The organism is Micrococcus sp. HSID17227 (assembly GCF_003989405.1).
Taxonomy (GTDB): domain Bacteria; phylum Actinomycetota; class Actinomycetes; order Actinomycetales; family Micrococcaceae; genus Micrococcus; species Micrococcus luteus.
The window spans coordinates 1-26037 of the sequence record NZ_RBLN01000008.1; the positions used below are offsets into that span (position 1 = coordinate 1).

Consider the following 26037-nt stretch of genomic DNA (forward strand, 5'->3'; position numbering starts at 1 on the left):
GAGGGTGAAGCCGAACCGGTCCGCGCCTGGCACAGGTGCTGCTGGCGATCCTCGCCCCGCTCGCCCTGCTGCTGGCCGCCGTCCGCCTCGTGGCGAGCCCGGTGTTCCTGTGGCTGGAGTACCACCGGCCCGGGTTCCCCGCGGACCGGTTCGGCTTCACCCTCGCCGACCGCATGCACTACGGCTCCGCCGGGCTGGACTACGTGACCAACCTGGCCGGGCCGCGGTACCTCAGCAGCCTCACACACCAGGGCGCGCCCCTGTTCACCGAGGTCGAGGTCGACCACATGACGGACGTGAAGACCGTGCTGTGGATCGCCACTGCGGCGCTCGTGGTGCTCGTGGTGGTGTGCGCCCTGCTCATCGCGTCCCTGCTGCGCACCAGCCCCGGCGGGGTGCGCCGCGGCCTGTTCGCCGGCGCCGTGTGGCTGCCGCTCGCGGTGATCGCGCTCGCGGTCATGGCGGTGCTGGGCTGGGAGACGTTCTTCGCCGGGTTCCACTCGCTGTTCTTCGCCGACGGCACGTGGACGTTCTCCGTGCGGGACGCCCTCATCCGCCTCTACCCCCAGCAGTTCTGGGTGGACGCGGCCGTGGTGGTCGGGCTGGTGACCCTGCTGGCGTCCCTCGTGACGCTCGTGCTCACGTGGCCCACGCGCCGCCGTCGTGAGCTGAGCGCGGACCGCCGCGAGCAGCTGCTGCGCACCCGTCTGCGCTGGGCCCGGGAGGACGACGCCGTGGTGCGCTGACCGCGCCGCAGGACGGCACGGGGAACGGGCCGGGAGGACGAGGCGTCCTCCCGGCCCGTCGTCGTCCGGGGGCGGGGTCAGCGACGGTAGAGGGCCTCGACGTCCTCGGCGTGGTCCTCGATCACCTGGGCCCGCTTGAGCTTCTGGGACTGGGTGACGTGCCCGGAGTCCTCGGTGAACGGGTGGTCCAGGATGCGGAAGCGGCGGATGGACTCGGCACGGGAGACGCCCGCGTTGACCTGGTCCACCGCCTCCTGGATCGAGGCCAGCACGGTGGGGTCCGTCGCGGCCTCGGCCGGAGTGAGGCTGAGCTCGCGGTCCAGGGCCCACTGGGTGAAGGCCTCGGTGTCCAGGGTGATGAGGGCGCCCACGAACGGGCGGTTCTCGCCGACCACCACGACGTGCTCGATGAGCCGGTGCTGGCGCAGCGCCTCCTCCATGGGCGTGGGGTACACGTTCTTGCCGCCGGCGGTGATGATCACGTCCTTCTTGCGGCCGGTGATCCGCAGGAAGCCGTGCTCGTCCAGCGCGCCGATGTCCCCGGTGCGGAAGAAGTCGTCCTCCATGGCCTCCGCCGACGCCTTGGGCATGCCGTGGTAGCCGTCGAACACCACGGGGCCGCGGATGAGGATCTCGCCGTCCTCGGCGATCTTCACCGTCACCCCGGCCACGGGCAGGCCCACGGTGCCCACCCGGTGCGCGCCGGGGATGTTCACGGTGGCCGGCGCGGTGGTCTCCGTGAGGCCGTAGCCCTCCACGATCGGGATGCCGGCGCCGCGGAAGAAGTGCACCAGCTCCGGGGAGAGGGCGGACGCGCCGGACACGCACGAGATCACCTCGCCGCCGAGGGCCTCCCGGATCTTGCGGTAGACCAGCCGGTCGAACAGCGCGCGCCGGGCGCGCAGCAGGGCCGAAGGCCCGGGGCCGTCCCCGAACTCGGCCTCGTCCACGGCCGTGGACCACTCGATGGCGGTGCGCTTGGCGGCCGCGTAGATCGGCCCGGTGCCGCCCTTCTGGGCCTTGGCCTCGATGCCGGCCTCGACCTTCTCGAACACGCGCGGCACGGCCAGCAGCCACGTGGGGTGGAAGGAGGCGAGGTCGCCGAGCAGCGTGGCCGGGGAACCGGAGTGGGCCACCTGGATGCGGGCGTACAGGCAGATGACCTGGACGGCGTGGGCGAGCACGTGGGCCAGCGGGAGGAAGAGCAGGGTGCGCGACGTTGTCGTCTCCGGGGACCACTGGACCACCTCGCGCGCGAAGTGCAGCACGTTGATGGCCGCGCCCACGAAGTTGCCGTGCGTGATCACGGCGCCCTTCGGGCGGCCGGTGGTGCCGGAGGTGTAGACGATCGAGGCGGGGCTGGCGAGGGTCGCCAGGGAGCGGGCGTGCTCGACGGCGTCGTCCGACACGAACGCGCCGGCCTCGGCCAGCTCCGCCAGCCCCGCGTCCGTCAGCGGGAACGTCGCCACGTCCACGCCCGCGTGCCCGGCGGCCTCGGCGACACGCTCGCCGAGCTCCTCGCTGCCGACGGCGACCACGCGCAGCCCCGAGTCCGTGACGATGTGCTCCACCTGGTGGGCGGAGGAGGTCTCGTAGATCGGCACGGAGACGGCGCCGGCGAACCACACGGCCTGGTCGAGGACGGCCCACGCGTAGGAGGTGGGGGAGAACAGGCCCACCCGGTCCCCGGGCTGGACGCCGCGGGCGATGAGGCCGGCCGCCACGGCGCGCACCTGGGTCAGGAACGCGGTGAAGTGGACGTCCACCCAGCCGCCCGCGCCGTTGCGCACGGCGTACACGGGGGCGTCCGGCCGGTCGGCACAGGAGGCGACGATCAGGTCCGTGATGTTGGAGTCCGCCGGCGGCATGCCGACGAGCTCGGTGGCGGACTCATGGACGGGGCTCTGGTTCTGCACGGTCCGAGCGTATCCATTTCCGGGCGTGCGGCGCGCGGTCGGGCACGCCCGCGCCCGGGACGCGACCGTCAGATCCAGCTGCTGAACCACATCCGCCAGCGCCACTGGTCGTACGGGATCACGTCGCCGATCCAGACGGGCAGGAAGAACAGGGACACGGCGACGGCGATCGTCACGTACGCCAGCACCAGGGCCGAGCCCCAGCGGGGCCCGGGCCGGCGGCCCGGCCGCAGCAGCAGCGAGAGCGCCAGGGCGATCATCATCACGAGGAAGGGCTCGTAGGCGATCGTGTAGAAGAAGAACATGGTCCGCTCGGGCCACAGGAACCACACCAGCTGCCCGGCCGCGTAGGCGCAGAGCAGGGCGCCGGCCCGCCAGTCCCGGTGGCGCACCAGCAGCCACACGCACACGAGGACGGCGGCCAGGCCCGTCCACCACACGAACGGGTTGGCGATGTCCGTGATGGCCGCCGAGCACGCGCCCGCGGCGTCCGCCGGGCAGATCCCCTCGCCGGGCTCTGCACCCTCGTAGTAGTAGCTCACGGGCCGGCCCATGAACGGCCAGGTCCACGGGTTGGCGGCGTAGTCGTGGGGGCTGGTGAGGCCCTGGTGGAAGGTCGTGGACTCCACGTGGTAGTGCCACAGGGAGCGCAGCGGACCGGGGACCAGCCCGGCGAGCAGGCCCTCCGGCGGGTTGTCCCGGTGCCAGTCCCGGTAGTAGCCGCCCTCCGTGACGAACCAGCCGGTCCACGAGGCCAGGTAGGCGACCAGGCCGCCGCCCACCACGGCCACGAACGCGTACAGGCCGTCCTTCTCGACGCCGGCCCACGCCCAGTGCCGCACCCCGGCGGTCCGGCGCGCGGACATGTCCCACAGGACCGTGAGCAGGCCGAAGGCCGCCATGAACGCCAGCCCGGAGAGCTTCACGGCGCAGCCGGCGCCCAGCAGCACGCCCGCCAGCAGTCGCCACGGGCGCCAGCCGAGCCGCGGCCCGCTGGCCAGGGCGTCGCGTCCTAACCGGGCGACGTCGTGGGCGAGCCGCGCCGCGAGCAGCCGCCGCCCGTGGACGCGGTCGGCCAGCAGCGCGGCGAAGGCCGCGAGCACGAAGAACGAGAGGAAGATGTCCAGCAGCCCGATGCGGGACATCACCAGGTGGTGGCCCTCCACGGCCAGCAGCAGCCCGGCGACCGCGCCCAGGGACACCGAGCGCAGCAGGTGCTGCGTGGCGAGGGCGACCAGCAGGACGGACAGCGTGCCGGCCACCGCGGCGCTGAACCGCCAGCCCACCCCGTTGTCCGGGCCGAACGCGAGCATGCCCAGGCCGATCAGCCACTTGCCCAGCGGCGGGTGCACCACGTAGGCGGCCCCCTCGAGCGGCTCCGCCTCGCCGCGCGCGAACGCGTCGTTGACGTCCTCGTCCCACCGCCGCTCGTAGCCGGACTCCAGGAGGGAGTAGGCGTCCTTGGGGTAGTAGGTCTCGTCGAAGATCAGCTGGTCCGGGTGGGCCAGGTTCGTGAACCGCAGGACGCCGGCGATCACCGTGACCAGCAGCGGCAGGATCCAGTGCCACCGCGTCAGGGGCGCCGCGCTCACCCCGAGGCGGGCGCGCAGGGCGGCGACGCCGAAGGGGCCGTCGTCGGCCGCGACGGCGGCGGGGCGGGAGGCGAGGGCGGTGGCGGGCACGGGCTCCATGCTAGGGGGACGCAAGGACTCTCTAGGCTGGGGGCATGACCATGGAATCCGTGGACGTCAGCGTCATCATTCCGATGCATAACGGGGGTGAGCTCATCCATGAGCAGCTCGACGCACTGGCCGTCCAGCGCACCGACCTCACGTGGGAGGTGATCGTGGGGGACAACCGCTCCACGGACGGCAGCCCGGACGCGGTCCGTGCGCGTGCGGCCTCGTTCCCCGTCCCACTGACGGTGGTTGACGCGTTCCGGGTGCAGGGCGCCAGCCACGCCCGGAATGCAGCCGCGGCCGCCGCCCGAGGCGAGGTACTGGCGATGTGCGACGCCGATGACCGGGTCGCTCCCGACTGGGTGGAGCAGGCGTTCCGTGGAGTGCGGGAGATCGCCCCGATGGTGGCGGGGGCGAACCGTCTTCTGAGTCATCCGCAACGTCCGGACGCACCTCTCCTGAACCCACGGATCCTGCACGGGCGAGGCGCCCAGACGTGCAACGCGGCGGTACGACGTGATGTCTTCTTGGCGTCCGGAGGCTTCGACGAGTCTCTGCCGCCTTACGGTGTTGAAGACTCGGACCTTTCCGCTCGTGTCCTGGCAGCGGGGCACACGATCGCGCCCCACCCAGGGCTGGTCCTCTATTTCCGTGAGACGACCGGGCTGAAGGCGAAGCTTCGCAAGATCCATTCGTCCGGCCAGGCGGAGGCCGTCCTCTGGTCGCGCGGCCATGAGGCCCAGGGCACCCCTCTGGCTGAGTCGCAGTTCGTGGTTGCACTGGCGGCCTTGCCGGCCGACGCCGTCCGCACGGCGCGTGCGCGGGGACTTCGTAGCCTCCCGAAATGGATCCTCCGTGAGGCCGCCGTACGGACCGGCCGCTGGCGGGGCTACCGAAGGTGGGTGAAGACCGGCAAGGCGGGCGAACCCCGGCTGCCGTTCCTCGACGGGCGGGGCGGCGCGGCGTGACGGGCCGCATCGTCCTGGCCGCCACCCCCATCGGCAACCTCGGGGACGCGTCCGCGCGCCTGCGTGAGCTGCTGGCGGAGGCGGACGTGATCGCCGCCGAGGACACCCGGACCGCGCGGCGCCTGTGCGCCGGACTGGGCGTCACCCCGACGGGCAGGGTGGTGGCCCATCACGAGCACAACGAGGCGGCCTCCACCCAGGGGCTGCTGGACCAGGTGCGGGGCGGTGCCACGGTGGCGGTGGTCTCGGACGCGGGCATGCCCACGGTCTCGGACCCGGGGTACCGGCTCGTGGCGGCCGCGGTGTCCGCAGGGCTGCCCGTGACCTGCGCGCCCGGCCCCTCCGCCGTGACCACCGCGCTCGCCCTGTCCGGCCTGCCGACGGGCCGGTTCGCCTTCGACGGCTTCGTCCCCCGCAAGGACGGGGAACGACGGCGATGGCTCACCTCCCTGCTGACCGAGGCGCGCACCGTGGTCGCCTTCGAGTCGCCGCAGCGTCTGGCGGACGCGCTGGCTGTCGTCGTGGAGGTCCTCGGTGCGGAGCGGCCGGTGTGCGTGGCCCGCGAGCTCACCAAGCTGCACGAGGAGGTGGTGCGCGGCACCGCGGCCGAGGTGCACGCCTGGGCTGCGGAGCGGCACGCAGGGGAGGGGATCCGCGGGGAGATCGTGCTGGTGATCGGGCCGCCCGCGCCCGGTGCCGGGGGCGAGGCGTCCGAGGCGGACGCGGTCGCCGAGGTGGCGGTGCTGGTGGAGTCCGGCACCCGGTTGAAGGAGGCCGTGGCCGCGGTGGCCGGAGCCCACGGGATGCGCAGCCGGGAGCTCTACCAGGCGGTGCTCGCGGCCCGGGGCTGACACGTCCCCGGCTACACAGCCAGCAGCCGCCTACCGCGTGAACGGTCGATTCACAACGGGTCTCTCAAGCGTGAATAATCACAGATTCTACGACTCGTCGGTTGTGGCAGGACCGCTACTATGTCAGAGTGCCTCATGCCTGTGGAGGTGCCCCAGGTCCTCAGAAGCGCCACGAAAGGCATTGGCATGGTCAACGAAACTCGAGTGATATCACGTCGGCAAGTAACCAAGGGTGTCACCTGGACTGTCCCTGCGATCGCTGCCACCGCCGCAGCCCCGGCCTTTGCTGTATCGAACGTTGGCGTGGTTGCCGGCGCAACTCTGTACGCGAACCCGCTCATGACGAAGTACGTCCAGGCGCAGAACGGTACGACCGCGCTCTATCTGAATGCCACACCGGGCGTGGGTATCCCCGATGCCACGGCCTGCCAATCCGTCCAGAACAAGAAGATCTCGATCGTCTACACGGCTCCTGCGGGCATCGTCGACTTCCGCAAGGTCCTGAACGCTCGGAAGGCCGGCACCCCCTACAACACCTACACGAACGGCAGCGTGGGCGACAGCAAGACCTTCTACACGTTGAAGGTCGGGGACCGCTTCGTGACCGGCACCAACCCCGCATACTGGGAAGTCACCAAGCTGGCCTCGGACGGGTCCTCCATCACCCTGACGTATTCAGCACCCATTACCGGCTGCTATTTCTACGCACAGCCGTCATTCAATCCCTACTTCTGGGCCAAGGACGTGGCGTCCATGGTCAACCAGGTCCACCTCACCGCGTATATCGGCACGCAGCGCGTCGCGTTCGACACGGGGGCCGCGTCGAACGTTACCTGGTCTGCCGATCGCCTCGAGATCATCGGCCCCAAGACGACGAACTGACTCGAGTCTCTCTCAACCCACGTGTCAGCGAGGGGTGGCTGCAGCCCTCTGCAGCCACCCCTCGCTGCATTCATGGGCGTTGCTCCCACCTGCTGGAGCCGCCACGTGCCGAGGGCTCGATGGAGTCGTCGGGTGTTCCACCCGGTGACCCAGTCCAGGATCGCGACCTCGATGGCGATCGCGGAGGGCCCTGGTGGCCCGTACCGGTTGCACCAGACCCTCAGTGTCTGCACGCCGACGCCGAGGTGTGGCACGACAGCGCGGATCGACTCCCCTCTCGGAGCATCTTCGAGTCCCTGTCGGTCATGGGCAGTGCGACCGGCACGCTCACGTACCCCGGGACTGAGCGTCGCGGGCGCACGCCGCTTCTCCTCGCCGCGACTCAGAACGAAACCCCGATCGCTTCACCCCCACGGAGGTTCTCTCCGTCGTCACCGCGCGACGCTCACCAGCGTCCTGGCGGGGTACAGCTAGGATCGGCCGTGGAGCCGCTGCCGACCGCCGCCGGACGGCGTCGGAATAGCCGTGGCCGTCCACCCGTTTCCTTTCAGGACGCGGGGCGTGCCGCCTCCGACCACCGACCCCGAAAGAGGTGCATCATGACCGTGACCGCTGAGCGCGAGAAGGCGCTGCTGGAGTCCGTCCCCACCGGCCTGCTGATCGACGGCGAGTGGCGAGATGCCTCCTCCGGCAAGACCTTCGACGTGAAGGATCCCGCCACCGGCAAGGTCATCGCGAGCCTGCAGGACGCGAACTCCGACGACGCCATGGCCGCCTTCGACGCCGCCTGCGCCGCGCAGGCCGACTGGGCCCGCACCCCGGCCAAGGAGCGCGCCGACATCCTGCGCCGCGCCTACGATCTGATCAACGAGCGCGCCGAGGACTTCGCGCTGCTGATGACCCTCGAGATGGGCAAGCCGCTCGCCGAGGCCCGCGGCGAGGTCACGTACGGCAACGGCTTCCTGCGCTGGTTCTCGGAGGAGGCCGGCCGCCACTACGGCCGCACCCTGACCGTGCCCGAGGGCACGCTGCGCATGCAGGTGCACCACCGCCCGGTGGGCCCGTGCCTGCTGATCACCCCGTGGAACTTCCCGCTGGCCATGGCCACCCGCAAGGTGGGCCCCGCCGTCGCCGCTGGCTGCACCATGGTCCTCAAGGCCGCCAAGCTGACCCCGCTGACCACCCAGCTGTTCGCGCAGGTGATGCAGGAGGCCGGCCTGCCCAAGGGCGTGCTCAACGTCGTGGCGGGCTCCTCCGCCTCGTCGATCTCCAGCCCGATCCTGCAGGACCGGCGCCTGCGCAAGGTGTCCTTCACCGGTTCCACCCCGGTCGGTGTGCGCCTCATGAAGGACGCGGCGGACAACGTGCTGCGCACCTCCATGGAGCTCGGCGGCAACGCCCCGCTCATCGTCTTCGAGGATGCGGACCTGGACGCCGCCGTCGAGGGCGCTTTCGCCGCGAAGATGCGCAACATGGGCGAGGCCTGCACCGCCGCCAACCGCTTCCTCGTGCACGAGGACGTGGCCGAGGAGTTCACGCAGAAGTTCGTGGCCAAGCTCGAGGCGCTCAAGCCCCTGCGCGGCACCGACCCGGAGTCCACCCTCGGCCCGATCGTGGACGAAGGCGCGCGCGACGACATCGACCAGCTCGTCCAGGACGCCGTGGCGGCCGGCGGCGAGGTGCTCACCGGCGGCCACAAGATCGAGGGCGACGGCTACTTCTACGCGCCGACCGCGATCAAGGTGGAGAAGGGCAACCCGATCCTCCAGCAGGAGATCTTCGGCCCGGTGGCCCCGATCGTGACCTTCTCCTCCGAGGAGGAGGCCATCGAGATGGCCAACGACACCGAGTACGGCCTCGCCTCCTACGTGTTCACGAAGGATCAGGCCCGGATGTACCGCGTGGCCGAGAGCATCGAGTTCGGCCTCATGGGCTACAACGTGGGCGTCATCTCCAACCCGGCCGCGCCGTTCGGCGGCGTGAAGCAGTCGGGCCTGGGCCGCGAGGGCGGCGCCGAGGGCATCGAGGAGTACACCTCGGTGCAGTACATCGGCATCGCCGACCCGTGGGCGGCCACGAAGGCCTGACCTCTTCGCCGCGCCGTGTCCTCCGGGGGCGGTATCGGGTGGTATCCGACGTGGATACCACCCGATACCGCCCCCGAGGCGTGTCGGGGGGGGCCGGGCTCGGCTCCCTAGAGTGGGATGTATGGCCCACGCATCCGAGACCCCGCTCGCCTACCGCGCCCCCGCCCAGCAGCCGGACGACGACGGCGGCCCGCGCCGGGACGCCCGCGAGGAGAAGTCGGGCCGCAAGCGTCGTCTCGAGTACCCGCCCGCACCGGAGCCGCTGCCGGTGCCCGTCGTGGACAACCACACGCACCTCGACTTCCGCGACGGCCTGGTCCGGGTGGACGTCCACCAGGCGATGGACGCGGCGGAGGCCGTGGGCGTGGTCGGCGCGGTCCAGGTGGGCTGCGACGTCGCCTCGGCCCGGTTCACGATCGCGGCCATCGAGGCCGAGCCCCGCCTGCTCGGCGCCGTGGCGCTGCACCCCAACGACGCGGCCCGCCTGGCCGAGCGCGGCGAGTTCGAGGAGGCGTTCGCGCAGATCGCGGAGCTCGCCCGTCACCCCCGCGTGCGCGCCGTCGGCGAGACGGGCCTCGACTACTTCCGGACGCAGGACGAGGCCGGCCACGCGGCGCAGCAGGAGTCCTTCCGCCGGCACATCCGACTGGCCCGCGAGCTCGGCACGGCCCTGCAGATCCACGATCGGGACGCGCACGACGACGTCGTCCGGATCCTGCTCGAGGAGGCGGCCGACGGCGGACTGCCCCCGCACGTGGTGTTCCACTGCTTCTCCGGCGGGCCCGATCTGGCCCGCACGTGCGCCGAGCACGGCTGGCACATGTCCTTCGCCGGTCCTGTCACCTTCAAGGCCAACGACGAGCTGCGCGAGGCGCTGCGGATCGCCCCGGCCGAGCTGCTGCTCGTGGAGACGGACGCGCCCTTCCTCACGCCGCATCCGCATCGGGGTCGCCCCAACGCGCCCTACCTGGTCCCGCTGACCCTGCGGGGCATGGCGGAGACGCGCGGCGACGACGTGGACGCCCTCGCCCGCGCGGTGAGCGAGAACACCGCCCGGGTGTACGGCTCGTTCTGAGCCGATCCAGACCCGGCCCCTAGGATGGACGACGTGCTGACCCGACTCCTCAAAGCCCGGCTGCCCGAGGGAACGCAGTACCTGGTGGACCGCCCCATGCGGATCCGCCTCGTGTTCGTGGTCCTCGGGTCCGTCCTCGTGGCCGGCCTCGAGATGGTGGCGCTCGCCTCGATCCTCCCGCTGGTCAGCCTGCTGACCTCGGGTGAGCTGGACTCCCCGGCGCTCGAAGGGCTGCTGGCCCGGTTCGGGGCCGTGACGGTGCCGGAGCAGACGGTGGCCTTCGCCGTCGTGATCGTGCTGGCCTTCCTGCTCAAGGCGATCCTGGTGCTCGCGTTCCGCTGGTGGACCATGGGGTTCACCAACCAGAACCTGATCCGCACGTCCGCCACGCTGCTGCGCTACTACCTGCGGGCCGACTACGGCCTGCACCTGACGCGCACGGTCGGCACCCTGGTCAACAACGTCACCGGCACCTCCAGCATGGCCTACACGGGCGTGGTGAACGCGTCTGTCACGTTCCTCACGGAGGCCGTGACGCTCGTCGCGGTGGCGGTCGTGGTGGGCGTCGCCATGCCGCTGACGGGGCTCGGGATGGCCCTGTACTTCCTCGCCGTCGCCTGGGTGATCAAGACCGTGATCCGCCGCCCGGCCTCCCGCGTGGGCTGGACCCTGGTGACCGCGGGGGAGCGGGCCAACACGGCGGCGCTGCAGGGCCTGGAGAACTACAAGGACGTGAAGATCCGCGGCAACGACTCGGCGTTCATGGAGGAGTACCGCGCCGCCCGCATGGAGAGCGCCGAAGCCACGCGGCTCAAGATGATCCTCACGATGATGCCGCGCTACGTGCTCGAAGTGGCCTTCGTGGCCGCCATCGCGGCGCTCGTGGCCGTGGCCTTCATCCAGGGCCGCGGCGGGGAGGCGTTCGGCTCGCTCGCCCTGCTCGCGATGGCCGGCTTCCGCGTGCTGCCGTCCATGGCGGCGCTCATGGCCACCACCAACGAGATCCGCACGTCCTGGCCGGCCTTCGAGCGCACGACGGCGGAGCTCGCCGCCGCGCAGCCGGTCCTGCACGCGGCGGACCGGCCCTACGAACGCATCACGTTCGAGGAGGCCATCGAGGTGCGGGACGCGTCCTTCACCTACCCCGGCAAGACCGAGCCGGTCCTGCGCGACATCGACCTGCGCATCCCCTTCGGCTCCTCGTACGCCTTCGTGGGCGGCAGCGGTGCCGGCAAGACCACCCTGGTGGACCTGGTCATCGGCTTCCACCACGCCCAGCGCGGCGGGGTCTACGTGGACGGGGTGGAGCTCGAGGCCAACCCGCGCGGCTGGTGGGACAACGTGGCGTTCGTCCCGCAGTCCGTCACCGTGGTCAACGGGACGGTGCTGCACAACGTGCTCCTGGACGTCGAGGCCGCCCAGACGGCGGACCGGGCCGAGGTGGAGCGCGTGCTGCGCGAAGCCCAGCTGGGCCAGTGGCTGGACGAGCTCCCCGACGGCCTGGACACCGTGATCGGCGAAGGGGCCGTGGGCGTCTCCGGCGGCCAGCGCCAGCGCCTGGGCATCGCGCGCGCGCTCTTCCGGCGCCCCCGCCTCCTCGTGCTCGATGAGGCGACGTCGGCCCTCGACAACCTCACGGAACGCCGGGTCACCGAGGTGATCGAGTCGCTGCGCGGCCGGATCACGGTCATCGTGGTCGCCCACCGTCTCTCCACGGTCAAGCGCTGCGATCAGATCGTGCTGATGGACCAGGGGCGGATCATCGGCCAGGGCACGTTCGCCGGGCTGCAGGAGACGAGCCCCGAGTTCCGCGAGCTCGTCCGGCTCGGTGACCTCTCCACCTGAGCGGAGCCCGCGCCGCTGCGCCCCGGTTACCCCGTCCGGCGCCCCGATAGACTCGCGGGCATGGTCCAGCCCTCCCCGCACCCCGCCCCCGCCCCGCTGCTGAGCGCCGCGGACGTGCGGCGCATCGCCGCCGAGCTGGACCTGCGTCCCACCAAGCAGTGGGGCCAGAACTTCGTGATCGACCCGAACACGATCCGGCGCATCGTGCAGGCCGCGGACGTGACCGCGGACGAGCACGTGCTGGAGATCGGTCCCGGGCTGGGCTCGCTCACCCTCGGCCTGCTGGACGCGGCCGCCGCCGTCACCGCCGTCGAGATCGACCCGGTCACCGCCGCCCGCCTGCCGCGCACCGCCGCCGAGTTCCGCCCCGGGGCCGAGGACGCCCTCGCGGTGCTGCACGCGGACGCCATGACGCTGAGCGAGCAGGCACTGGCCGAGGTCCGGCCCGCCGCCGCCGCCGGCGGCCCCACCGCGCTCGTGGCGAACCTGCCCTACAACGTGGCCGTGCCCGTGCTGCTGCACGCGCTCGCGGTCCTGCCGGGGCTGCGGCACGGCCTGGTGATGGTGCAGGAGGAGGTCGCGGACCGTCTCGCGGCCGGGCCCGGCTCCAAGGTCTACGGCGTCCCGTCCGCCAAGGCGGCGTGGTATGCGGACGTGCGCAAGGCGGGCACCATCGGCACCCAGGTGTTCTGGCCCGCTCCGCGCATCCACTCCGGGCTGGTCGCCTTCACCCGGCGCGAGCCGCCGGCGGGCAGCACGTCCCGCCGGGAGGTCTTCGCCGTGGTGGACGCCGCCTTCGCCCAGCGCCGCAAGACCCTGCGCGCCGCGCTCGCCTCCTGGGCCGGGTCGCCACAGGCGGCGGAGGACGCCCTGGTGGCCGCCGGCGTGGACCCACGCGCCCGCGGCGAGGCCCTGGACATCGCGGCCTTCGCGCGGATCGCCGAGCACGGCCCGCGGCGTGCGGCGGAGGAGGTGAGCGCATGACGACGGAGGACCTCGGCCTCGACCCCACGGCCCGGCACGTCACGGTCAGCGCCCCCGGCAAGGTGAACCTGTCCCTGCGGGTGGGACCCCCCGGCGCGGACGGCTACCACCCCGTGGCCACCGTGTACCTGGCCGTCAGCCTGCGGGAGACCGTCACGGCGATCGCGCGCACGGACGGGAGGATCACCGTCGGCCCGTCGGCCCGCCACATCAGTCTGGTGGACACCCAGGACGTGCCCTGGGACGAGCGCAACCTCGCGCACCGCGCCGCCGCACACCTGAGGCACACCCTCGGACTCGATCCTGACACCCACGGCGTCCACCTCGAGGTCGCCAAGCAGGTCCCGGTCGCGGGCGGCATGGGCGGCGGCTCCGCCGACGCGGCCGCCACGCTGCTCGCGTGCAGCGCCCTGTGGGAGACCGGGCACACCCGCGCCGAGCTCGCCGAGCTGGCCGCCCCGCTGGGCGCGGACGTGCCCTTCAGCGTGCTGGGCGGCGCCGCCGTCGGGCTCGGAACGGGGGCGGAGCTGACCCCCGTCGCGGCCCGCACCCCGGTGCACCTCGTCCTCGTCCCGGCGGACGCCGGGCTGTCCACCCCCGTGGTCTTCCAGACCCTGGACGAGCTGCGCCGGGAGGGCCACCTGCCCGACGGGCCGACGCGCCCGGAGGTGAACGAGGCCGTCCTGCGGGCCCTCACCGCGGCGGACCCGCTCGAACTCGCCACCGCCATGGACAACGACCTGCAGACCCCGGCCGTCGTCCTGTTCCCCGAGCTCTCGGACGTCCTCGACCTCGGTATGGACGAAGGCGCGCTGCGCGGCATGGTCTCCGGCTCCGGCCCCACCCTGCTCTTCGTGGCGCAGGATGAGGCCTCCGCGCTGCGGCTGGCCTCGGCCATCGAGGAGCGCACGGGCGTGCGCGCCCTCCCCGTCCACGGCCCCGTGCCCGGCGCCCACGTGCTCTGACACCCGGCGGCGCACCCCGCCGCACCCGACCACCCCTCCTCCGTCCGGAAAGGACCACCTCCTCCATGGCCCACCTGCTCGGCGCCGAGAACATCGGCATCGCCTTCGGAACCCGCACCGTCCTCGAGGGCCTCTCCCTCGGCGTGGATGAGGGGGACCGGATCGGACTCGTGGGCCGCAACGGCGACGGCAAGTCCACCCTCATGCGCATCCTCGCCGGCCTCCAGGAACCCGACACGGGCCGCGTCACCCGCCGCGGCGGCGTCCGCGTGGGCGTGCTGGACCAGCAGGACCGGCTCGACCCGGAGCACACCGTGCGTCAGGCCGTGGTCGGGGACGTGGACGACCACGTGTGGGCCTCGGACCCCAAGGCCCGGGACGTCCTGGGCGGTCTCCTCGACGGCTTCGACCTGGAGCAGTCCGTGCGGGGCCTCTCCGGCGGCCAGCGCCGTCGCGTCGCCCTGGCCCGTCTGCTCGCCGGGGACGACGACGTCCTCTTCCTCGACGAGCCCACCAACCACCTGGACGTCGAGGGCGTCGCGTGGCTCGCCCGCCACCTGACGCAGCGCTGGCGCCCCACCGACGGCGGCCTCGTGGTGGTCACCCACGACCGGTGGTTCCTCGACGAGGTCTGCACGCGCACGTGGGAGGTGCACGACGCCACGGTGGACCCGTTCGACGGCGGCTACGCGGCGTGGGTGCTCGCGCGCGCGGAGCGCTCCCGGCAGGCGGCGGTGACGGAGCAGAAGCGTCAGCAGCTCGTGAAGAAGGAGCTCGCCTGGCTGCGCCGTGGCGCCCCGGCGCGCACGTCCAAGCCGAAGTTCCGCATCGAGGCGGCCAACGCCATCATCGAGGACGTCCCCGCCCCGCGCGACTCGGTGTCCCTGGCGAAGATGGCCACGGCCCGGCTCGGCAAGGACGTCCTCGACCTCGAGCACGTGAGCCTGACGCTGGGGGAGAAGCCGATCCTCGACGACGTCACCCTGCGCCTGGCGCCCGGCGAGCGGCTCGGCGTGGTCGGCGTCAACGGTGCGGGCAAGTCGACCCTGCTGCGCCTGCTCGACGGCCGCATCGCTCCGGACTCGGGGCGGGTGAAGCGCGGCAAGACGGTGGTCTCGGCCACCCTCACCCAGGACGTGAAGGAGCTCGACGACGTCGCCCACCTGCGCGTCGCCGAAGTCATGGCCCGCGAAGGCTCGTCCTTCCAGGTCGGTGACCGCGAGATGTCCTCCGGCCAGCTGCTCGAGATGCTCGGCTTCGGCACCTCCCGGCAGTGGACTCAGGTCTCCGAGCTCTCGGGTGGCGAGCGCCGGCGCCTGCAGCTGCTGCGCCTGCTCGTGGGTGAGCCCAACGTCCTCATGCTCGACGAGCCGACCAACGACCTGGACACGGACACCCTGGCCGCCGTCGAGGACGTGCTGGACGGGTGGCCGGGGACCCTGGTGGTGGTCTCCCATGACCGTTACCTGCTCGAGCGCGTCACCGACCACCAGGTCGCCCTGCTCGGGGACGGCAAGGTCCGCGGCCTGCCCGGCGGGGTGGACCAGTACCTCGAGCTGCGCGCCGCGATGGACGACGCCGGCGGCCCGGCCCGGGGAGCCGGCGCAGCTCGGGGCCGCAACGACGTCGTCGGGACGTGCGCGGGCATGGGCGGGCCGGAGGAGGACACCGGGCCCACCGAGGCGGAGCGTCGGCTGGCCCGCAAGGAGATGGCCCGGCTCGAGAAGCAGATGACCCGGCTCCGGGACCGGAGGTCCGGCCTCGAGGCGCGGATGGCCGAGCTGGGGCAGGCGCAGGACTTCGACGCCCTCACCGCGGCCTCCGCCGACCTGAAGGACCTCGACGCGCAGCTGGACGTCCTGGAGGAGGAGTGGCTGCAGGCTGCTGAACTCGCCGAAGGGGACTGACGGGCGGGCGCGCACAGGAGAGTGCGGCAGGTCGCACAGCCGGCGACTGTTTCCGTCCTATAATCGGGGGCCGGGGCACGGCACCATGCCCGGCCCACATGACGTGGACCATCCCCCCGCGTCAGGACGGAGGAGCAGAGCGTGTTCGCGAGCCCCGGTGACGAGTCGACCACGCTTCGCATGGGCTCGACCGCCCGCGGTCGTGTCCTGGGCCGGCCCTGGGAGCGAGGCCTTCCACGACTCGTCCTGGTCGTGGACGTGGTCGCGGTCCTGCTCGCCACCTTCGTGTCGGCCCAGCTCCGCTTCGGCGGACCGCGGCGCACCACCCTCCCGGGCGCCGCACTCGTCGACTACAGCGTCATCAGCCTCGCGCTGAGCGCGGCCTGGGTGCTCGCGCTGACCATCCAAGGCTCCCGGGACATCCGGATCTTGGGGGTGGGCACCGAGGAGTACAAGCGGGTCCTGCAGGCCACCCTGTACCTCTTCGGCACCGTCGCGATCCTCGCCTATGCGGCAGGTCTCGAAGTGGCGCGCGGCTACGTGGGCCTGGCTCTGCCGCTGGGCGTGCTCCTGCTCCTGCTGGGCCGGTTCCTCGTGCGCGGGTGGGTGGCGCGGCAGCGACACCGCGGCAGGTTCCGGCGACGGCTCCTGCTCGTCGGCGGCCCGAAGGCCGTCCGGCACATCTTCGAGGCCCTCGACTCCGAGGCCGGCGCCGGATACGCCCCCGTGGCGGCGGCCCTCCCCGGATACAAGACCCGGCAGGAGGACTACCTCCCGATACCGGTCTCCACGGACCTGGACACCGTGGAGGACGTGGTCGCCCACGTGGAGGAGCGCGACGTCGAAGCCGTGGTGATCACCTCGGGCCACCCGTTCGTCCCCGGGGACGTCCGCCGGCTCGGCTGGGAGCTGCAGGAGCGCGGCGTCTCCCTGATCATGGCGCCCGCCCTCGTGGACGTCGCCGGACCCCGCCTCCACACGCAGCCCCTCGCGGGTCTGCCGCTCATCCACCTCTCCACCCCGCGCCTCTCCGAGGGCAAGGCGTTCGCCAAGCGGGCGTTCGACGTCGTCGCGTCGGGGCTGGGCCTGATCGCCATCTCGCCGCTGTTGATCGCCGTCGCGATCGCGGTCAAGGCCACGGACGGCGGGCCGGTGCTGTTCCGGCAGGAACGCATCGGTCTCGGCGGCAGGCCGTTCACCATGCTCAAGTTCCGTTCCATGGTGGTGGACGCCGAGGAGATCCGGCAGCGGCTCGTCTCGGACGGCGGGGATGCGGACGTGCTGTTCAAGATGAAGGACGACCCGCGCATCACCCGGGTCGGCAAGCTCATCCGCCGCACCAGCATCGACGAGCTGCCCCAGCTCGTGAACGTGCTGCGGGGGGACATGTCCCTCGTGGGCCCGCGGCCCCACCTGCCGCACGAGGTCGAGGCCTACGAGCAGTACGTGCACCGCCGCTTCCTGGTGCAGCCCGGCATCACGGGGCTGTGGCAGGTCTCCGGCCGGTCCGACCTCCCGTGGGAGGAGGCGGTCCGCCTGGACCTCTACTACGTGGAGAACTGGTCCATCCTGGGCGACCTCGTGATCCTGGGGCGGACCGTCAAGGCCGTGATCGCCGCCGACGGCGCCTATTGACCCCGGATCCGCGCGACCCGTGTGGAAGAATGGGCCGTCGTCGCCGCCCCCTGGGGTCCGGCGCTCCGCCCTGGTGTAATGGCAGCACGCCGGCCTTTGGAGCCGTGCGGTCTAGGTTCGAATCCTAGGGGCGGAACCCCCGTCCGCTGACCCCCACCGGTGCAGGAGCCCCCATGTCCCAGCCGTCCGCCCGTCCCTCCGCCGTGATCGTCCTGGCCGCGGGCCAGGGCACCCGCATGAAGTCGACGACGCCGAAGATCATGCACGCGATCGGGGGGCGCTCCCTCGTGGGCCACGCGCTCGCGGCGGCCTGGTCGCTCGCGCCGGAGCACCTCGTGGCCGTGGTCCGGCACGAGCGGGCCCGCGTGGCCGAGCACCTCGAGACGGTGGCGGCCCAGCTGGGCATCGACGCGCTGGCGATCGCCGACCAGGACGACGTGCCGGGCACCGGCCGCGCCGTCGAGCTGGGCCTGGCCGCCCTGCCCGCGGACCTCGAGGGCACCGTCGTGGTGACCTACGGCGACGTCCCGCTGCTGACCCCGGAGACGCTCGCCCGCCTCGTCGCGGACCACGAGGCGGACGGCAACGCCGTCACCGTGCTCACCGCCACCCTCGAGGACGCCACGGGCTACGGCCGCATCGTCCGCGACGCCGAGGGCCTCGTGGAGCGGATCATGGAGCACAAGGACGCCCTCACCCACGCCGAGTCCACGGGGGATGACTCCTTCGTGGCGATCCGCGAGGTCAACTCCGGCATCTACGCCTTCGACGCCGCCCTGCTGCGCCGCACCCTGCCGGAGATCTCCACGGACAACGTGCAGGGCGAGAAGTACCTCACGGACGTGCTCGGCATGGCCCGCGCCGAGGGCGGCCGTGTCGCCTCGGTGGGCACGGACGACGTGTGGGAGGTCGAGGGCGCCAATGACCGCCGTCAGCTCTCCGACCTGGGCCGCCAGCTCAACGACCGCGTGCTGCGCGGCTGGATGAAGGAGGGTGTCACGGTCGTCGACCCGTCCTCCACGTGGGTGGACGTCACCGTCTCCCTGGCCTCGGACATCACGCTCAAGCCCGGCACCCAGCTGCACGGGGCGACGTCGGTGGCCACGGGCGCCGTCGTCGGCCCGGACTCCACCCTCACGGACACGCAGGTGGGGGAGGGTGCCGTGGTGAAGCGCACCGACGCCACGGAGGCCGTGATCGGCGCGGGCGCGACCGTCGGCCCGTTCACCTACCTGCGCCCGGGCACGGTGCTGGGGGAGGACGGCAAGATCGGCGCGTTCTACGAGACCAAGAACGTGACCGTGGGCCGCGGTGCCAAGCTCTCCCACCTGGGCTACGCCGGGGACGCCGAGATCGGCGAGTACACCAACATCGGCTGCGGCAACATCACCGCCAACTACGACGGCGTCGCCAAGCACCGCACCGTGATCGGCGCGCACGTGCGCACCGGCTCGAACACGGTGTTCACGGCCCCGGTCTCGGTGGGCGACGGCGCCTACACCGGCGCGGGCGCCGTGGTCCGCGAGGACGTGCCCGCCGGGGCCCTGGCGCTGAACGCCGTGAGCCAGCGCACCCTCGAGGGCTGGGTGCCGGCCAAGCGCCCGGGCACCTCCTCGGCCGAGGCCGCGCGGGCCGCCGGCGCGGAGGGCTCCGGCGCTCAGGGCTGACCCCGCGCGCCCGACAAGAGGTCGGCGTGTCACAACCGTACCGATTCCGGTACGGTTGTGACACCAGAGATGAGGTGGTGATCCCGTGACGTATCGTGACGATCTGTGGGACGTGGCTGCGGGGAACCACGGGGTCATCACCACTACGGAAGCGGAGGAGGCGGGCGTGCCCGCCGTCGAGGTCCGCAAGCTCGCCCAGCGCGGCGTTCTGCGGAGGCTGGCCCACGGGGTGTACCTCCATCGCCAGGTTCCCCGCGACCGGTTCACGGACGCGGCGGAGGCCGTGGCCACGGGCGGTGAAGATGCATTCCTGGACTGGGACGCAGTGCTGTCACTGTACGACCTCGCCCTGGTCGATCCCTCCGTCGTACGGGTGGGCGTGACGAGGCGGTACCGCGGCTCGCCGCGCGCGCATGTACGAGTGACACGACGCCGTCCCCCGCCGGGCGACGAGGACCTCACCTTTCACGGCGGCGTGCGAGGCCTCACGATCAACCAAGCCCTTCGTGAGGCACTCGACCGCATCCCTCTCGAGCGCGTCGCCGCTGCGATCGAGGAGGCCCGCGCGCGCGGGCTGCTCACGGTGGGCGAGGCGAGGAGCTTGAAGAAGGACCTGGAGGCGCGGCAGAACGGTGGACATCGTGGCGGTCGATGACGTGGTCGTGGGCCTGGGCGATCTGGGAGCTCGAGGTGCGCCCAGGAGCGAAGGCCAACTCAACCGTCGACTGGAGGCGATCGCTGACGCGATGGGCGTTCCGGTGGACCGGGCGCGCCGGTTGCTGGGAGCAGTGATCGTGGCGCAGATGTTGCCGGAAGGCGTCGTAGTCAAGGGTGGAAATGGCGTTCGACTCCGACATGGAGCCACCGGGACGCGGGCGACCCGGGATCTCGATCTACTGGCTCGCGATCCCCAGCAGGCGCTGAAGGACTTGACCGGGTTCGTCGACCGGGGATGGGGGGCCGCGCCCGGGAGCAAGAGAGAACTCAAGGCCGACCCGGCTGCGACCCGGGTGGCCTTCTTCGGCACGGTGCATGAGGACGATCCTGCGGAGCCTCTCGGAGTGCCCGATCCCTACGTCCTGTCACGAGCGAAGGTGACCCTGCATTTTCTCTCCGCGAGGACAAGTTGGGTGTCGGTCCCGATCGAGATCGGGCGCGACGAATTCGAGGGCAGCACGCTGGCGCAGCCAGTCGAGGTCGTGGCACCCCAGGTCGCGGAGGCGGTCACCGCGTTGGGATGTGGAACACCGCGGTCTGTGGCCGTGATGGCTGTCGAGCAGCAGCTCGCACAGAAGATCCATGCCGTCACGGATCCACATCAGACGCGAGGCCACGATCTCGTGGACATCCAGTTGCTCTGGCATGGGGCGGAGGCCGAGGGTGGTGTCGACATCCCGTTGCTCGCAGATCTCGTCAGCCGTACTTTCATGTTTCGGTCACCCGGCCGGACTGCGGCAGGACACACACCGCATGAGTGGCCGCCTCCGGTCGCTCACGTCCGGACTCTCGAGCAGGGGTACCTGGATGCGCTGGAGGAGACACGAGTGGGTGCGGAGGGACAGGCCAGGCTCCTGCAGCCGCGCGTGTCCGACGCGGCGGATTGGCTGGAGTCGTTGATCACAAGGATCGCGCGGGCCGCCGGCGCCGAGGGCTCCGGCGCTCAGGGCTAACCCCGCGCGCCCTAGGATGGGTGCGAGGACCGGGCCCCTCAGGCGGCCCGCTGGACGTCGGCCGCGCGCCGCCGCCGGGCATGGAACGTGCAACCACGAAGGATGTTGAGGACGTCATGACGGAGCTGAGCCGCAGCGAGGACAAGCGACTGGTGCTGGCCACGGGCCGCGCCCACCCCGAGCTCGCGCAGGAGATCGCCGAGGAGCTGGGCACCGAACTGCTCCCCATGAGTGCCTACGACTTCGCCAACGGCGAGATCTACGTGCGCTCGGGCGAGTCGGTGCGCGGCAAGGACGTGTTCATCATCCAGTCGCACCCGGCGCCGCTGAACAACCACCTCATGGAGCAGCTGATCATGGTGGACTCCATGAAGCGCGCCTCCGCCCGCCGCATCACGGTGGTCTCGCCGTTCTACCCGTACGCCCGCCAGGACAAGAAGGGCCGCGGCCGCGAGCCGATCTCGGCCCGTCTCGTCGCGGACCTGTACAAGACCGCCGGCGCCTCCCGTGTGATGAGCGTGGACCTGCACACCGCCCAGATCCAGGGCTTCTTCGACGGCCCGGTGGACCACCTGTTCGCCATCCCGCTGCTGGCGGACCACATCCGCTCCAGCGTGGAGGGCGAAGAGGTCACGGTCGTCTCCCCGGACACCGGTCGCGTGCGCGTGGCGGAGCAGTGGGCGGACCGCCTGGGCGGCGTGCCGCTGGGCTTCGTGCACAAGAGCCGGGACCTCACCGTTCCGAACAAGGCCGAGTCCAAGACCGTGGTCGGGGACGTCGAGGGCCGCGTCTGCGTGCTGATCGACGACATGATCGACACGGGCGGCACCATCGCCGGCGCCGTGCAGATCCTCAAGGATGCCGGCGCGAAGGACGTCATCATCGCCGCCACGCACGCGGTGTTCTCGGACCCGGCCGCCCAGCGGCTCGCCGAGTGCGGCGCCCGCGAGGTCGTGGTGACCAACACCCTGCCGATCCCGGAGGAGAAGCGCTTCGAGACCCTCACGGTGCTCTCGATCGCCCCGCTGATCGCCCGCGCGATCCGCGAGGTCTTCGAGGACGGCTCGGTCACCAGCCTGTTCGACGGCGTCGCCTGACCATGGCCGAGCGCGTCGAGCCGGCCCACGGGGAAGACGGCGGCGCGGTGGCCGCGCCGCAGCCTCACCGTCCGCGCCTGCCGTTCTGGGCCTCCCTGCTGCTGAACGTGGTGGTGGCCCTCGCGGTCGTCGCCGTGGTGCAGGCCCTGTGGGTGAAGGTGTACTCGGTGCCGTCCGGCTCGATGGAGAACACCCTCGAGGTGGGGGACCGCATGCTGGTCAACCGCACCGCCTACCCGGACGGGATGGCGGAGTCCCAGGACGTGGTGGTCTTCACGGCCAACGAGGACTGGGCGCACCCCATGCCACCGGAGGGGGCCGTGGAGAACGCCGTCCGCACGTTCGGCGACCTCACCGGCATCGGCCGCTCGCACGAGCAGGCGTTGGTCAAGCGCGTGGTCGGCACCGCGGGGCAGACCGTGGAGTGCTGCACCGCCGAGGGCGCGGTGACGGTGGACGGGGAGCCCGTGGACGAGCCGTACATCCACAACGATCTGCCGTTCATCCGGGACGAGCTGGACTGCGAGTCCGAGGTGATGTCCGCGCGCTGCTTCGGCCCGGTCACCGTGCCGGACGACTCGATGCTCGTGCTCGGCGACCACCGCTCGAACTCGGCCGACTCCGTGATCGCGTGCCGCGGCATCCCCGCCGACCAGGCCGGGGACTGCGCCCGCTTCGTCACCCGCGAGGACATCGTGGGCGAGGTGTTCGTGACCGTCTGGCCGCCCACGCACTGGGGCGGGCACTGATCTCCTGAGGGGGCGGGCCCTGGGCGCCGGCCGTCTCCGGGCCGGCTCAGCCGGCCGTGGCCAGCTGCACGGCGATCAGGGCGTCCATCGCCTTCCGCACCCGGGCCTCGGCGTCCTCGGGCACGGGTCCTTCGGTGCGGAGGCAGGCCACCACGTCGGCGGCCGTCCGCGGCTCGTCCAGCAGGAGCCAGACGGACGGGCCCAGACCTTCGAGCACGACCAGGCGGTCCGAGGCGAGCAGGACCAGGCGGCCGCTGTCGGTCAGGATGCCGTCGTCGACGGCGCAGCGGGACACCGCGCCCGGGACCGCCGCACCGACCGAGGCCCGCAGCTCTTCCTCGGTGAGCGCCTCCCAGGCGGGGGTGACGGGCGTGGGCGGGGCCGCCAGCAGCCCGTCGACGACGCCCCGCAGGTCATCGGCTTCGGCGTAGACCAGGCGTTGGGCGCCGCCGACCGCGTCGAGGACGCGGCAGAGCGTCACGAGGCCGCGGGGGAGCAGGGAGAGAGAGGACGTCTGGGGGACGAGGGCCCCAAGCGCGGCCACGAGCTCCATGGGCTCCGCCCGCGGCGACACCGAGCCCTCGGGGTCCCGCACGCGGTCCAGCACGGCGATCCGGGCCAGCCGGGCGTCGGGGAGGGTCGGACCGAGACCCAGGTCGTCCGGGCCGCGCTGGGTCTTCGGGCGCACCCCCCGTGACCCCAGCAGGGACAGCGGTTTGGGGTAGGGCGTGACGGTCAGGCCGTCCGGGGCGATGATCGCCGTCTCGTCGGTGAGGTAGGCGAAATGGGGTCCCAGCCGGCGCGTGGCCGTCGTCTTGCCCGTCCCGGACGCCGCCACCAGGACCATCGCCGCCCCGGTGTCCGGTGTGGCGAGGCACGCGGCATGGAACAGCAGGTGGGTGCCGCGGGCGGACTCGATCGTCCGTGAGGTCGCCAGGAACACCAGGTCCTCGTGCCACTGGAGCCACGGAGACGCGGTGTCGGCGCCGCGGTGCGCATCGGCGTGGGCGGGCGGCTGCACGACCTCCACACCGCACCGGGCCCAGGACGCGATGACCTCCGCGCGCTCGTCTCCTGTGAGGCCGCTCACCGTCACGGCATCGAGACCGGTGCCGATGCGCAACGCGGTGGTCTCGCTCATGGCTTCGTCCTCCCCCTGGGCGCCGGGCATGGCTCACCCCTTCCATCCCGTGGCTGTCCGGTCAGTGTACTGAGAGCCGTGCGGGCGGCCATGGCGTCGCCCCACCGGCTGGCACGGGTCTTCGCCAGAGCCTCCCTATACTCGACACAGGTTCTCGGGCGCTGAGTGCGCCGTCCATCCGAGCTGAGGGAGGAGCCCGCATGGCAGCCCAGTCGCCCACGGCGGCGGTGACCGTGGTGATCCCGCACTACGGCGATCCGGCCCCCACCCTCGCCCTCGTCGACCGCCTGCTGACCGATCCCGGAGACGCGCTGGCCGCCGTCGTGGTCTCGGACGACGCCTCGCCCACCCCGTACCCCGAGGCGCACGATCCGCGTCTGACCGTGGTGCGCCGCGAGCGCAACGGCGGCTTCGGGGCGAACGTGAACACCGGCCTGGCCGCGGTCACCACCGAGCTGGCCCTGGTCCTCAACTCGGACGCCGAGATCACGGGGGCGCAGATCGACGCGCTGGTGGCCGCTGCCGCTCCGTATCAGCCGGCCGTGGTCAGCCCGCAGGTCGTCAACGAGGACGGCACGCCGCAGTGGTCCGGCCGGCACTTCCCCACGGTCCTGCACCAGACCGTGGAGTGGCTGACTCCGCTGGCCCGCTTCCGTCACCTGGACGTGCTCCACGAGGCCGTGGGGCACGACGTCGCGGCGGCCCGGTCCGCCTCGCCCGTGGCGGTCGACTGGGTGATGGGCGCCGTGCTGCTCCTGCCGATGGCCCAGGTCCGCGCCGTCGGCGGGTTCGACGAGGAGTACTTCATGAACTCCGAGGAGGTCGACCTGCAGCGCCGCCTGCGCGAGCGCGGCGTGCCGTCGATCGTGGTCCCGGCCGTCCGTGTGCCGCATGGGCTGCACGGCTCCTCGGACCCGCTGCGCCGGCGCGGCTGGCTGGTGGACTCCCGGTACCGCTACGCCCGGAAGTTCGGTCACCCCCGGGTCCTCAAGGCCGCGCTCACCGCGGCGACGGGGGCGAACTTCGCCGTGAACGCGCTCCGGCAGGCCCGGGGTGTGGACGTGGACGCCCGCGCCGTGCTCCGGGACGAACACGCGCTGGTCTGGAAGGGGCAGCGCCGATGAGCGCCACCGGCTACACCGTGTCGGCGCCGCCCGAGGCGCGGGGCGGTCGCTCCCCGGAACGGCTGTTCCTCGTCTCGCCGGCGTTCCACGGCTATCACCGGTCCATTGCGGCGGCGTGGGCGGCCCAGGGTTTCGACGTCACGGTGCACTGCTACGACGCCTACGCCACGCTCGGCATGAAGCTGCGGAACAAGGGGCTGCTCGAGCTGCCGCAGAAGGCGGGTGTGGACCGCACGGCCGCGCGGGTCGCCTGGGACACGGGGCGGGCCGTGGCCGCGCTGCGCCAGGCCCGGCCGGACCGCGTGCTCGTGATCAAGGGCGATTCGCTCGGTGAGGCCTTCTGGTCCGAGATCCTCGATGCGGGCCTGCCCCGCATGCTCTGGCTGTACGACGACCTCGCGCGGCACGACTACTCGATGGAGTTCCTGCGCGCCGTCGGGCCGGTGCTCAGCTACGCCCGCTCCGAGGCCGAGCTGCTGGCCGGCGAGGGCGTGGACGCCCACTACATGCCCAACGGCTTCGATCCGGCGATGGCGCTGCCCCAGGTGCCGCGGCGCGACGAGCTGGTCTTCGTGGGTTCGCGCTACCCGAACCGCGTGGAGCTGCTCACTCGCCTGGCCGCGGCCGGGGTGCCGGTGCGCGCCTACGGGCGGCAGTGGAGCCACCATCCGGTGGACCGCCTGCGCACGTGGGAGCTGGCCCGGCCGGACCTGCCGGCCGAACGGGACATCCCCCTCGAGGAGGCGTACGCCGTGCAGGCGGCCGCCGCGGGCGCCATCAACATCCACGGCCTGCAGGCCGGCCACGCGATGCGGACCTTCGAGGTGCCCGGCATGGGCGGACTCCAGCTCGTCGATCGGGCCGACGTGGCCGAGTTCTACGTCCCGGACGAGGAGGTGCTCGTCTTCGAGGACGCGGACCACCTCATCGAGCTGGGCCGCCGGGTCGTTGCGGACCCCGCCTGGGGAGCGCGCATCCGGGAGGCCGGCCGCCGCCGGTCGCACGCGGAGCACACGTTCGCGCACCGGGCGGCCATGGCCCAGGGGTGG

At 72.2% G+C, this 26037-nt stretch carries 21 protein-coding genes and 1 tRNA gene; 19 read left to right on the top strand and 3 right to left on the bottom strand.

Annotated elements, in window-relative coordinates; genetic code table 11:
- Window positions 1-35: 35 nt before the first annotated feature.
- Window positions 36-746, top strand: a complete 711-nt coding sequence (locus tag D8M29_RS01140; protein WP_238693309.1) for a TIGR01906 family membrane protein — start codon at window positions 36-38, stop codon at window positions 744-746.
- 77 nt (window positions 747-823) lie between these two features.
- Here D8M29_RS01140 and D8M29_RS01145 read toward each other — a convergent pair whose 3' ends face one another.
- Both D8M29_RS01145 and D8M29_RS01150 read right to left on the bottom strand, forming a co-directional pair.
- Window positions 824-2662, bottom strand: coding sequence for a long-chain fatty acid--CoA ligase (locus D8M29_RS01145; protein WP_119217506.1), 1839 nt, complete (start codon window positions 2660-2662; stop codon window positions 824-826).
- 68 nt (window positions 2663-2730) lie between these two features.
- Window positions 2731-4344: a dolichyl-phosphate-mannose--protein mannosyltransferase gene (locus D8M29_RS01150; protein WP_127445762.1), complete on the bottom strand. Its 1614-nt coding sequence runs from the start codon at window positions 4342-4344 to the stop codon at window positions 2731-2733.
- 44 nt (window positions 4345-4388) lie between these two features.
- Between D8M29_RS01150 and D8M29_RS01155 the strand changes: the two genes are divergently transcribed.
- The 16 genes from D8M29_RS01155 to lepB all read left to right on the top strand — a co-directional run bounded on the left by D8M29_RS01155 (window position 4389) and on the right by lepB (window position 22723).
- Window positions 4389-5309, top strand: coding sequence for a glycosyltransferase family 2 protein (locus D8M29_RS01155; RefSeq protein WP_127435592.1), 921 nt, complete (start codon window positions 4389-4391; stop codon window positions 5307-5309).
- Window positions 5306-6160, top strand: coding sequence for a 16S rRNA (cytidine(1402)-2'-O)-methyltransferase (gene rsmI, locus D8M29_RS01160; protein ID WP_127445763.1), 855 nt, complete (start codon window positions 5306-5308; stop codon window positions 6158-6160). Before D8M29_RS01155 ends, rsmI begins: the two co-directional genes overlap by 4 nt.
- Window positions 6161-6295: 135 nt before the next feature.
- On the top strand, window positions 6296-7042 hold the full coding sequence (locus D8M29_RS01165) for a hypothetical protein (RefSeq protein ID WP_147084459.1): 747 nt from the start codon (window positions 6296-6298) through the stop codon (window positions 7040-7042).
- Between the two features lie 599 nt (window positions 7043-7641).
- The gene (locus tag D8M29_RS01170) at window positions 7642-9129 is read left to right on the top strand and encodes an NAD-dependent succinate-semialdehyde dehydrogenase (RefSeq protein WP_036316357.1); all 1488 of its coding nucleotides are present in this window, start codon (window positions 7642-7644) and stop codon (window positions 9127-9129) included.
- 121 nt (window positions 9130-9250) lie between these two features.
- Window positions 9251-10204 carry a TatD family hydrolase gene (locus D8M29_RS01175; RefSeq protein WP_127435267.1) on the top strand — a complete coding sequence of 318 codons (954 nt, stop codon included), beginning with the start codon at window positions 9251-9253 and terminating at the stop codon, window positions 10202-10204.
- Window positions 10205-10228: 24 nt separating this feature from the next.
- Window positions 10229-12049, top strand: a complete 1821-nt coding sequence (locus tag D8M29_RS01180; protein WP_238692769.1) for an ABC transporter ATP-binding protein — start codon at window positions 10229-10231, stop codon at window positions 12047-12049.
- Between the two features lie 60 nt (window positions 12050-12109).
- Window positions 12110-13033: a 16S rRNA (adenine(1518)-N(6)/adenine(1519)-N(6))-dimethyltransferase RsmA gene (gene rsmA, locus D8M29_RS01185; protein ID WP_098093431.1), complete on the top strand. Its 924-nt coding sequence runs from the start codon at window positions 12110-12112 to the stop codon at window positions 13031-13033.
- Complete coding sequence (locus tag D8M29_RS01190; RefSeq protein ID WP_127445765.1) at window positions 13030-13998, top strand: 4-(cytidine 5'-diphospho)-2-C-methyl-D-erythritol kinase; 969 nt, start codon at window positions 13030-13032, stop codon at window positions 13996-13998. Before rsmA ends, D8M29_RS01190 begins: the two co-directional genes overlap by 4 nt.
- 65 nt (window positions 13999-14063) lie before the next feature.
- A complete protein-coding gene (locus D8M29_RS01195; RefSeq protein WP_036340429.1) occupies window positions 14064-15905 on the top strand; it encodes an ABC-F family ATP-binding cassette domain-containing protein in 1842 nt (613 codons plus the stop codon).
- A gap of 141 nt (window positions 15906-16046) precedes the next feature.
- Window positions 16047-17540, top strand: coding sequence for a sugar transferase (locus D8M29_RS01200; protein ID WP_127435112.1), 1494 nt, complete (start codon window positions 16047-16049; stop codon window positions 17538-17540).
- Between the two features lie 64 nt (window positions 17541-17604).
- Window positions 17605-17676, top strand: a tRNA-Gln gene (locus D8M29_RS01205).
- Between the two features lie 37 nt (window positions 17677-17713).
- The gene (glmU, locus tag D8M29_RS01210) at window positions 17714-19207 is read left to right on the top strand and encodes a bifunctional UDP-N-acetylglucosamine diphosphorylase/glucosamine-1-phosphate N-acetyltransferase GlmU (RefSeq protein WP_036340435.1); all 1494 of its coding nucleotides are present in this window, start codon (window positions 17714-17716) and stop codon (window positions 19205-19207) included.
- A 112-nt stretch (window positions 19208-19319) separates the two neighbouring features.
- Window positions 19320-19862, top strand: coding sequence for a type IV toxin-antitoxin system AbiEi family antitoxin domain-containing protein (locus tag D8M29_RS01215; protein ID WP_255420483.1), 543 nt, complete (start codon window positions 19320-19322; stop codon window positions 19860-19862).
- A complete protein-coding gene (locus D8M29_RS01220) occupies window positions 19840-20877 on the top strand; it encodes a nucleotidyl transferase AbiEii/AbiGii toxin family protein (RefSeq protein ID WP_020627446.1) in 1038 nt (345 codons plus the stop codon). Before D8M29_RS01215 ends, D8M29_RS01220 begins: the two co-directional genes overlap by 23 nt.
- 116 nt (window positions 20878-20993) lie before the next feature.
- A complete protein-coding gene (locus tag D8M29_RS01225; protein WP_069941482.1) occupies window positions 20994-21974 on the top strand; it encodes a ribose-phosphate diphosphokinase in 981 nt (326 codons plus the stop codon).
- A gap of 2 nt (window positions 21975-21976) precedes the next feature.
- Window positions 21977-22723: a signal peptidase I gene (lepB, locus tag D8M29_RS01230; RefSeq protein WP_127435111.1), complete on the top strand. Its 747-nt coding sequence runs from the start codon at window positions 21977-21979 to the stop codon at window positions 22721-22723.
- 46 nt (window positions 22724-22769) lie between these two features.
- Here lepB and D8M29_RS01235 read toward each other — a convergent pair whose 3' ends face one another.
- On the bottom strand, window positions 22770-23864 hold the full coding sequence (locus D8M29_RS01235; protein WP_127435110.1) for a PqqD family peptide modification chaperone: 1095 nt from the start codon (window positions 23862-23864) through the stop codon (window positions 22770-22772).
- Between the two features lie 200 nt (window positions 23865-24064).
- Between D8M29_RS01235 and D8M29_RS01240 the strand changes: the two genes are divergently transcribed.
- Complete coding sequence (locus D8M29_RS01240) at window positions 24065-24988, top strand: glycosyltransferase family 2 protein (RefSeq protein ID WP_044659581.1); 924 nt, start codon at window positions 24065-24067, stop codon at window positions 24986-24988.
- The coding region (locus tag D8M29_RS01245) for a glycosyltransferase (RefSeq protein WP_127445766.1) at window positions 24985-26037 on the top strand (1053 nt) is incomplete at its 3' end. The genes D8M29_RS01240 and D8M29_RS01245, both read left to right, overlap by 4 nt.

Bases quoted from the DNA above. Each gene is read 5' to 3' on its own strand.
- D8M29_RS01155 (WP_127435592.1), top strand. From the start codon at position 4,389: ATGACCATGGAATCCGTGGACGTCAGCGTCATCATTCCGATGCATAAC.
- D8M29_RS01165 (WP_147084459.1), top strand. From the start codon at position 6,296: ATGCCTGTGGAGGTGCCCCAGGTCCTCAGAAGCGCCACGAAAGGCATT.
- D8M29_RS01170 (WP_036316357.1), top strand. From the start codon at position 7,642: ATGACCGTGACCGCTGAGCGCGAGAAGGCGCTGCTGGAGTCCGTCCCC.
- D8M29_RS01175 (WP_127435267.1), top strand. From the start codon at position 9,251: ATGGCCCACGCATCCGAGACCCCGCTCGCCTACCGCGCCCCCGCCCAG.
- D8M29_RS01180 (WP_238692769.1), top strand. From the start codon at position 10,229: ATGGACGACGTGCTGACCCGACTCCTCAAAGCCCGGCTGCCCGAGGGA.
- rsmA (WP_098093431.1), top strand. From the start codon at position 12,110: ATGGTCCAGCCCTCCCCGCACCCCGCCCCCGCCCCGCTGCTGAGCGCC.
- D8M29_RS01190 (WP_127445765.1), top strand. From the start codon at position 13,030: ATGACGACGGAGGACCTCGGCCTCGACCCCACGGCCCGGCACGTCACG.
- D8M29_RS01195 (WP_036340429.1), top strand. From the start codon at position 14,064: ATGGCCCACCTGCTCGGCGCCGAGAACATCGGCATCGCCTTCGGAACC.
- glmU (WP_036340435.1), top strand. From the start codon at position 17,714: ATGTCCCAGCCGTCCGCCCGTCCCTCCGCCGTGATCGTCCTGGCCGCG.
- D8M29_RS01225 (WP_069941482.1), top strand. From the start codon at position 20,994: ATGACGGAGCTGAGCCGCAGCGAGGACAAGCGACTGGTGCTGGCCACG.
- lepB (WP_127435111.1), top strand. From the start codon at position 21,977: ATGGCCGAGCGCGTCGAGCCGGCCCACGGGGAAGACGGCGGCGCGGTG.
- D8M29_RS01235 (WP_127435110.1), bottom strand. From the start codon at position 23,864: ATGAGCGAGACCACCGCGTTGCGCATCGGCACCGGTCTCGATGCCGTG.
- D8M29_RS01240 (WP_044659581.1), top strand. From the start codon at position 24,065: ATGGCAGCCCAGTCGCCCACGGCGGCGGTGACCGTGGTGATCCCGCAC.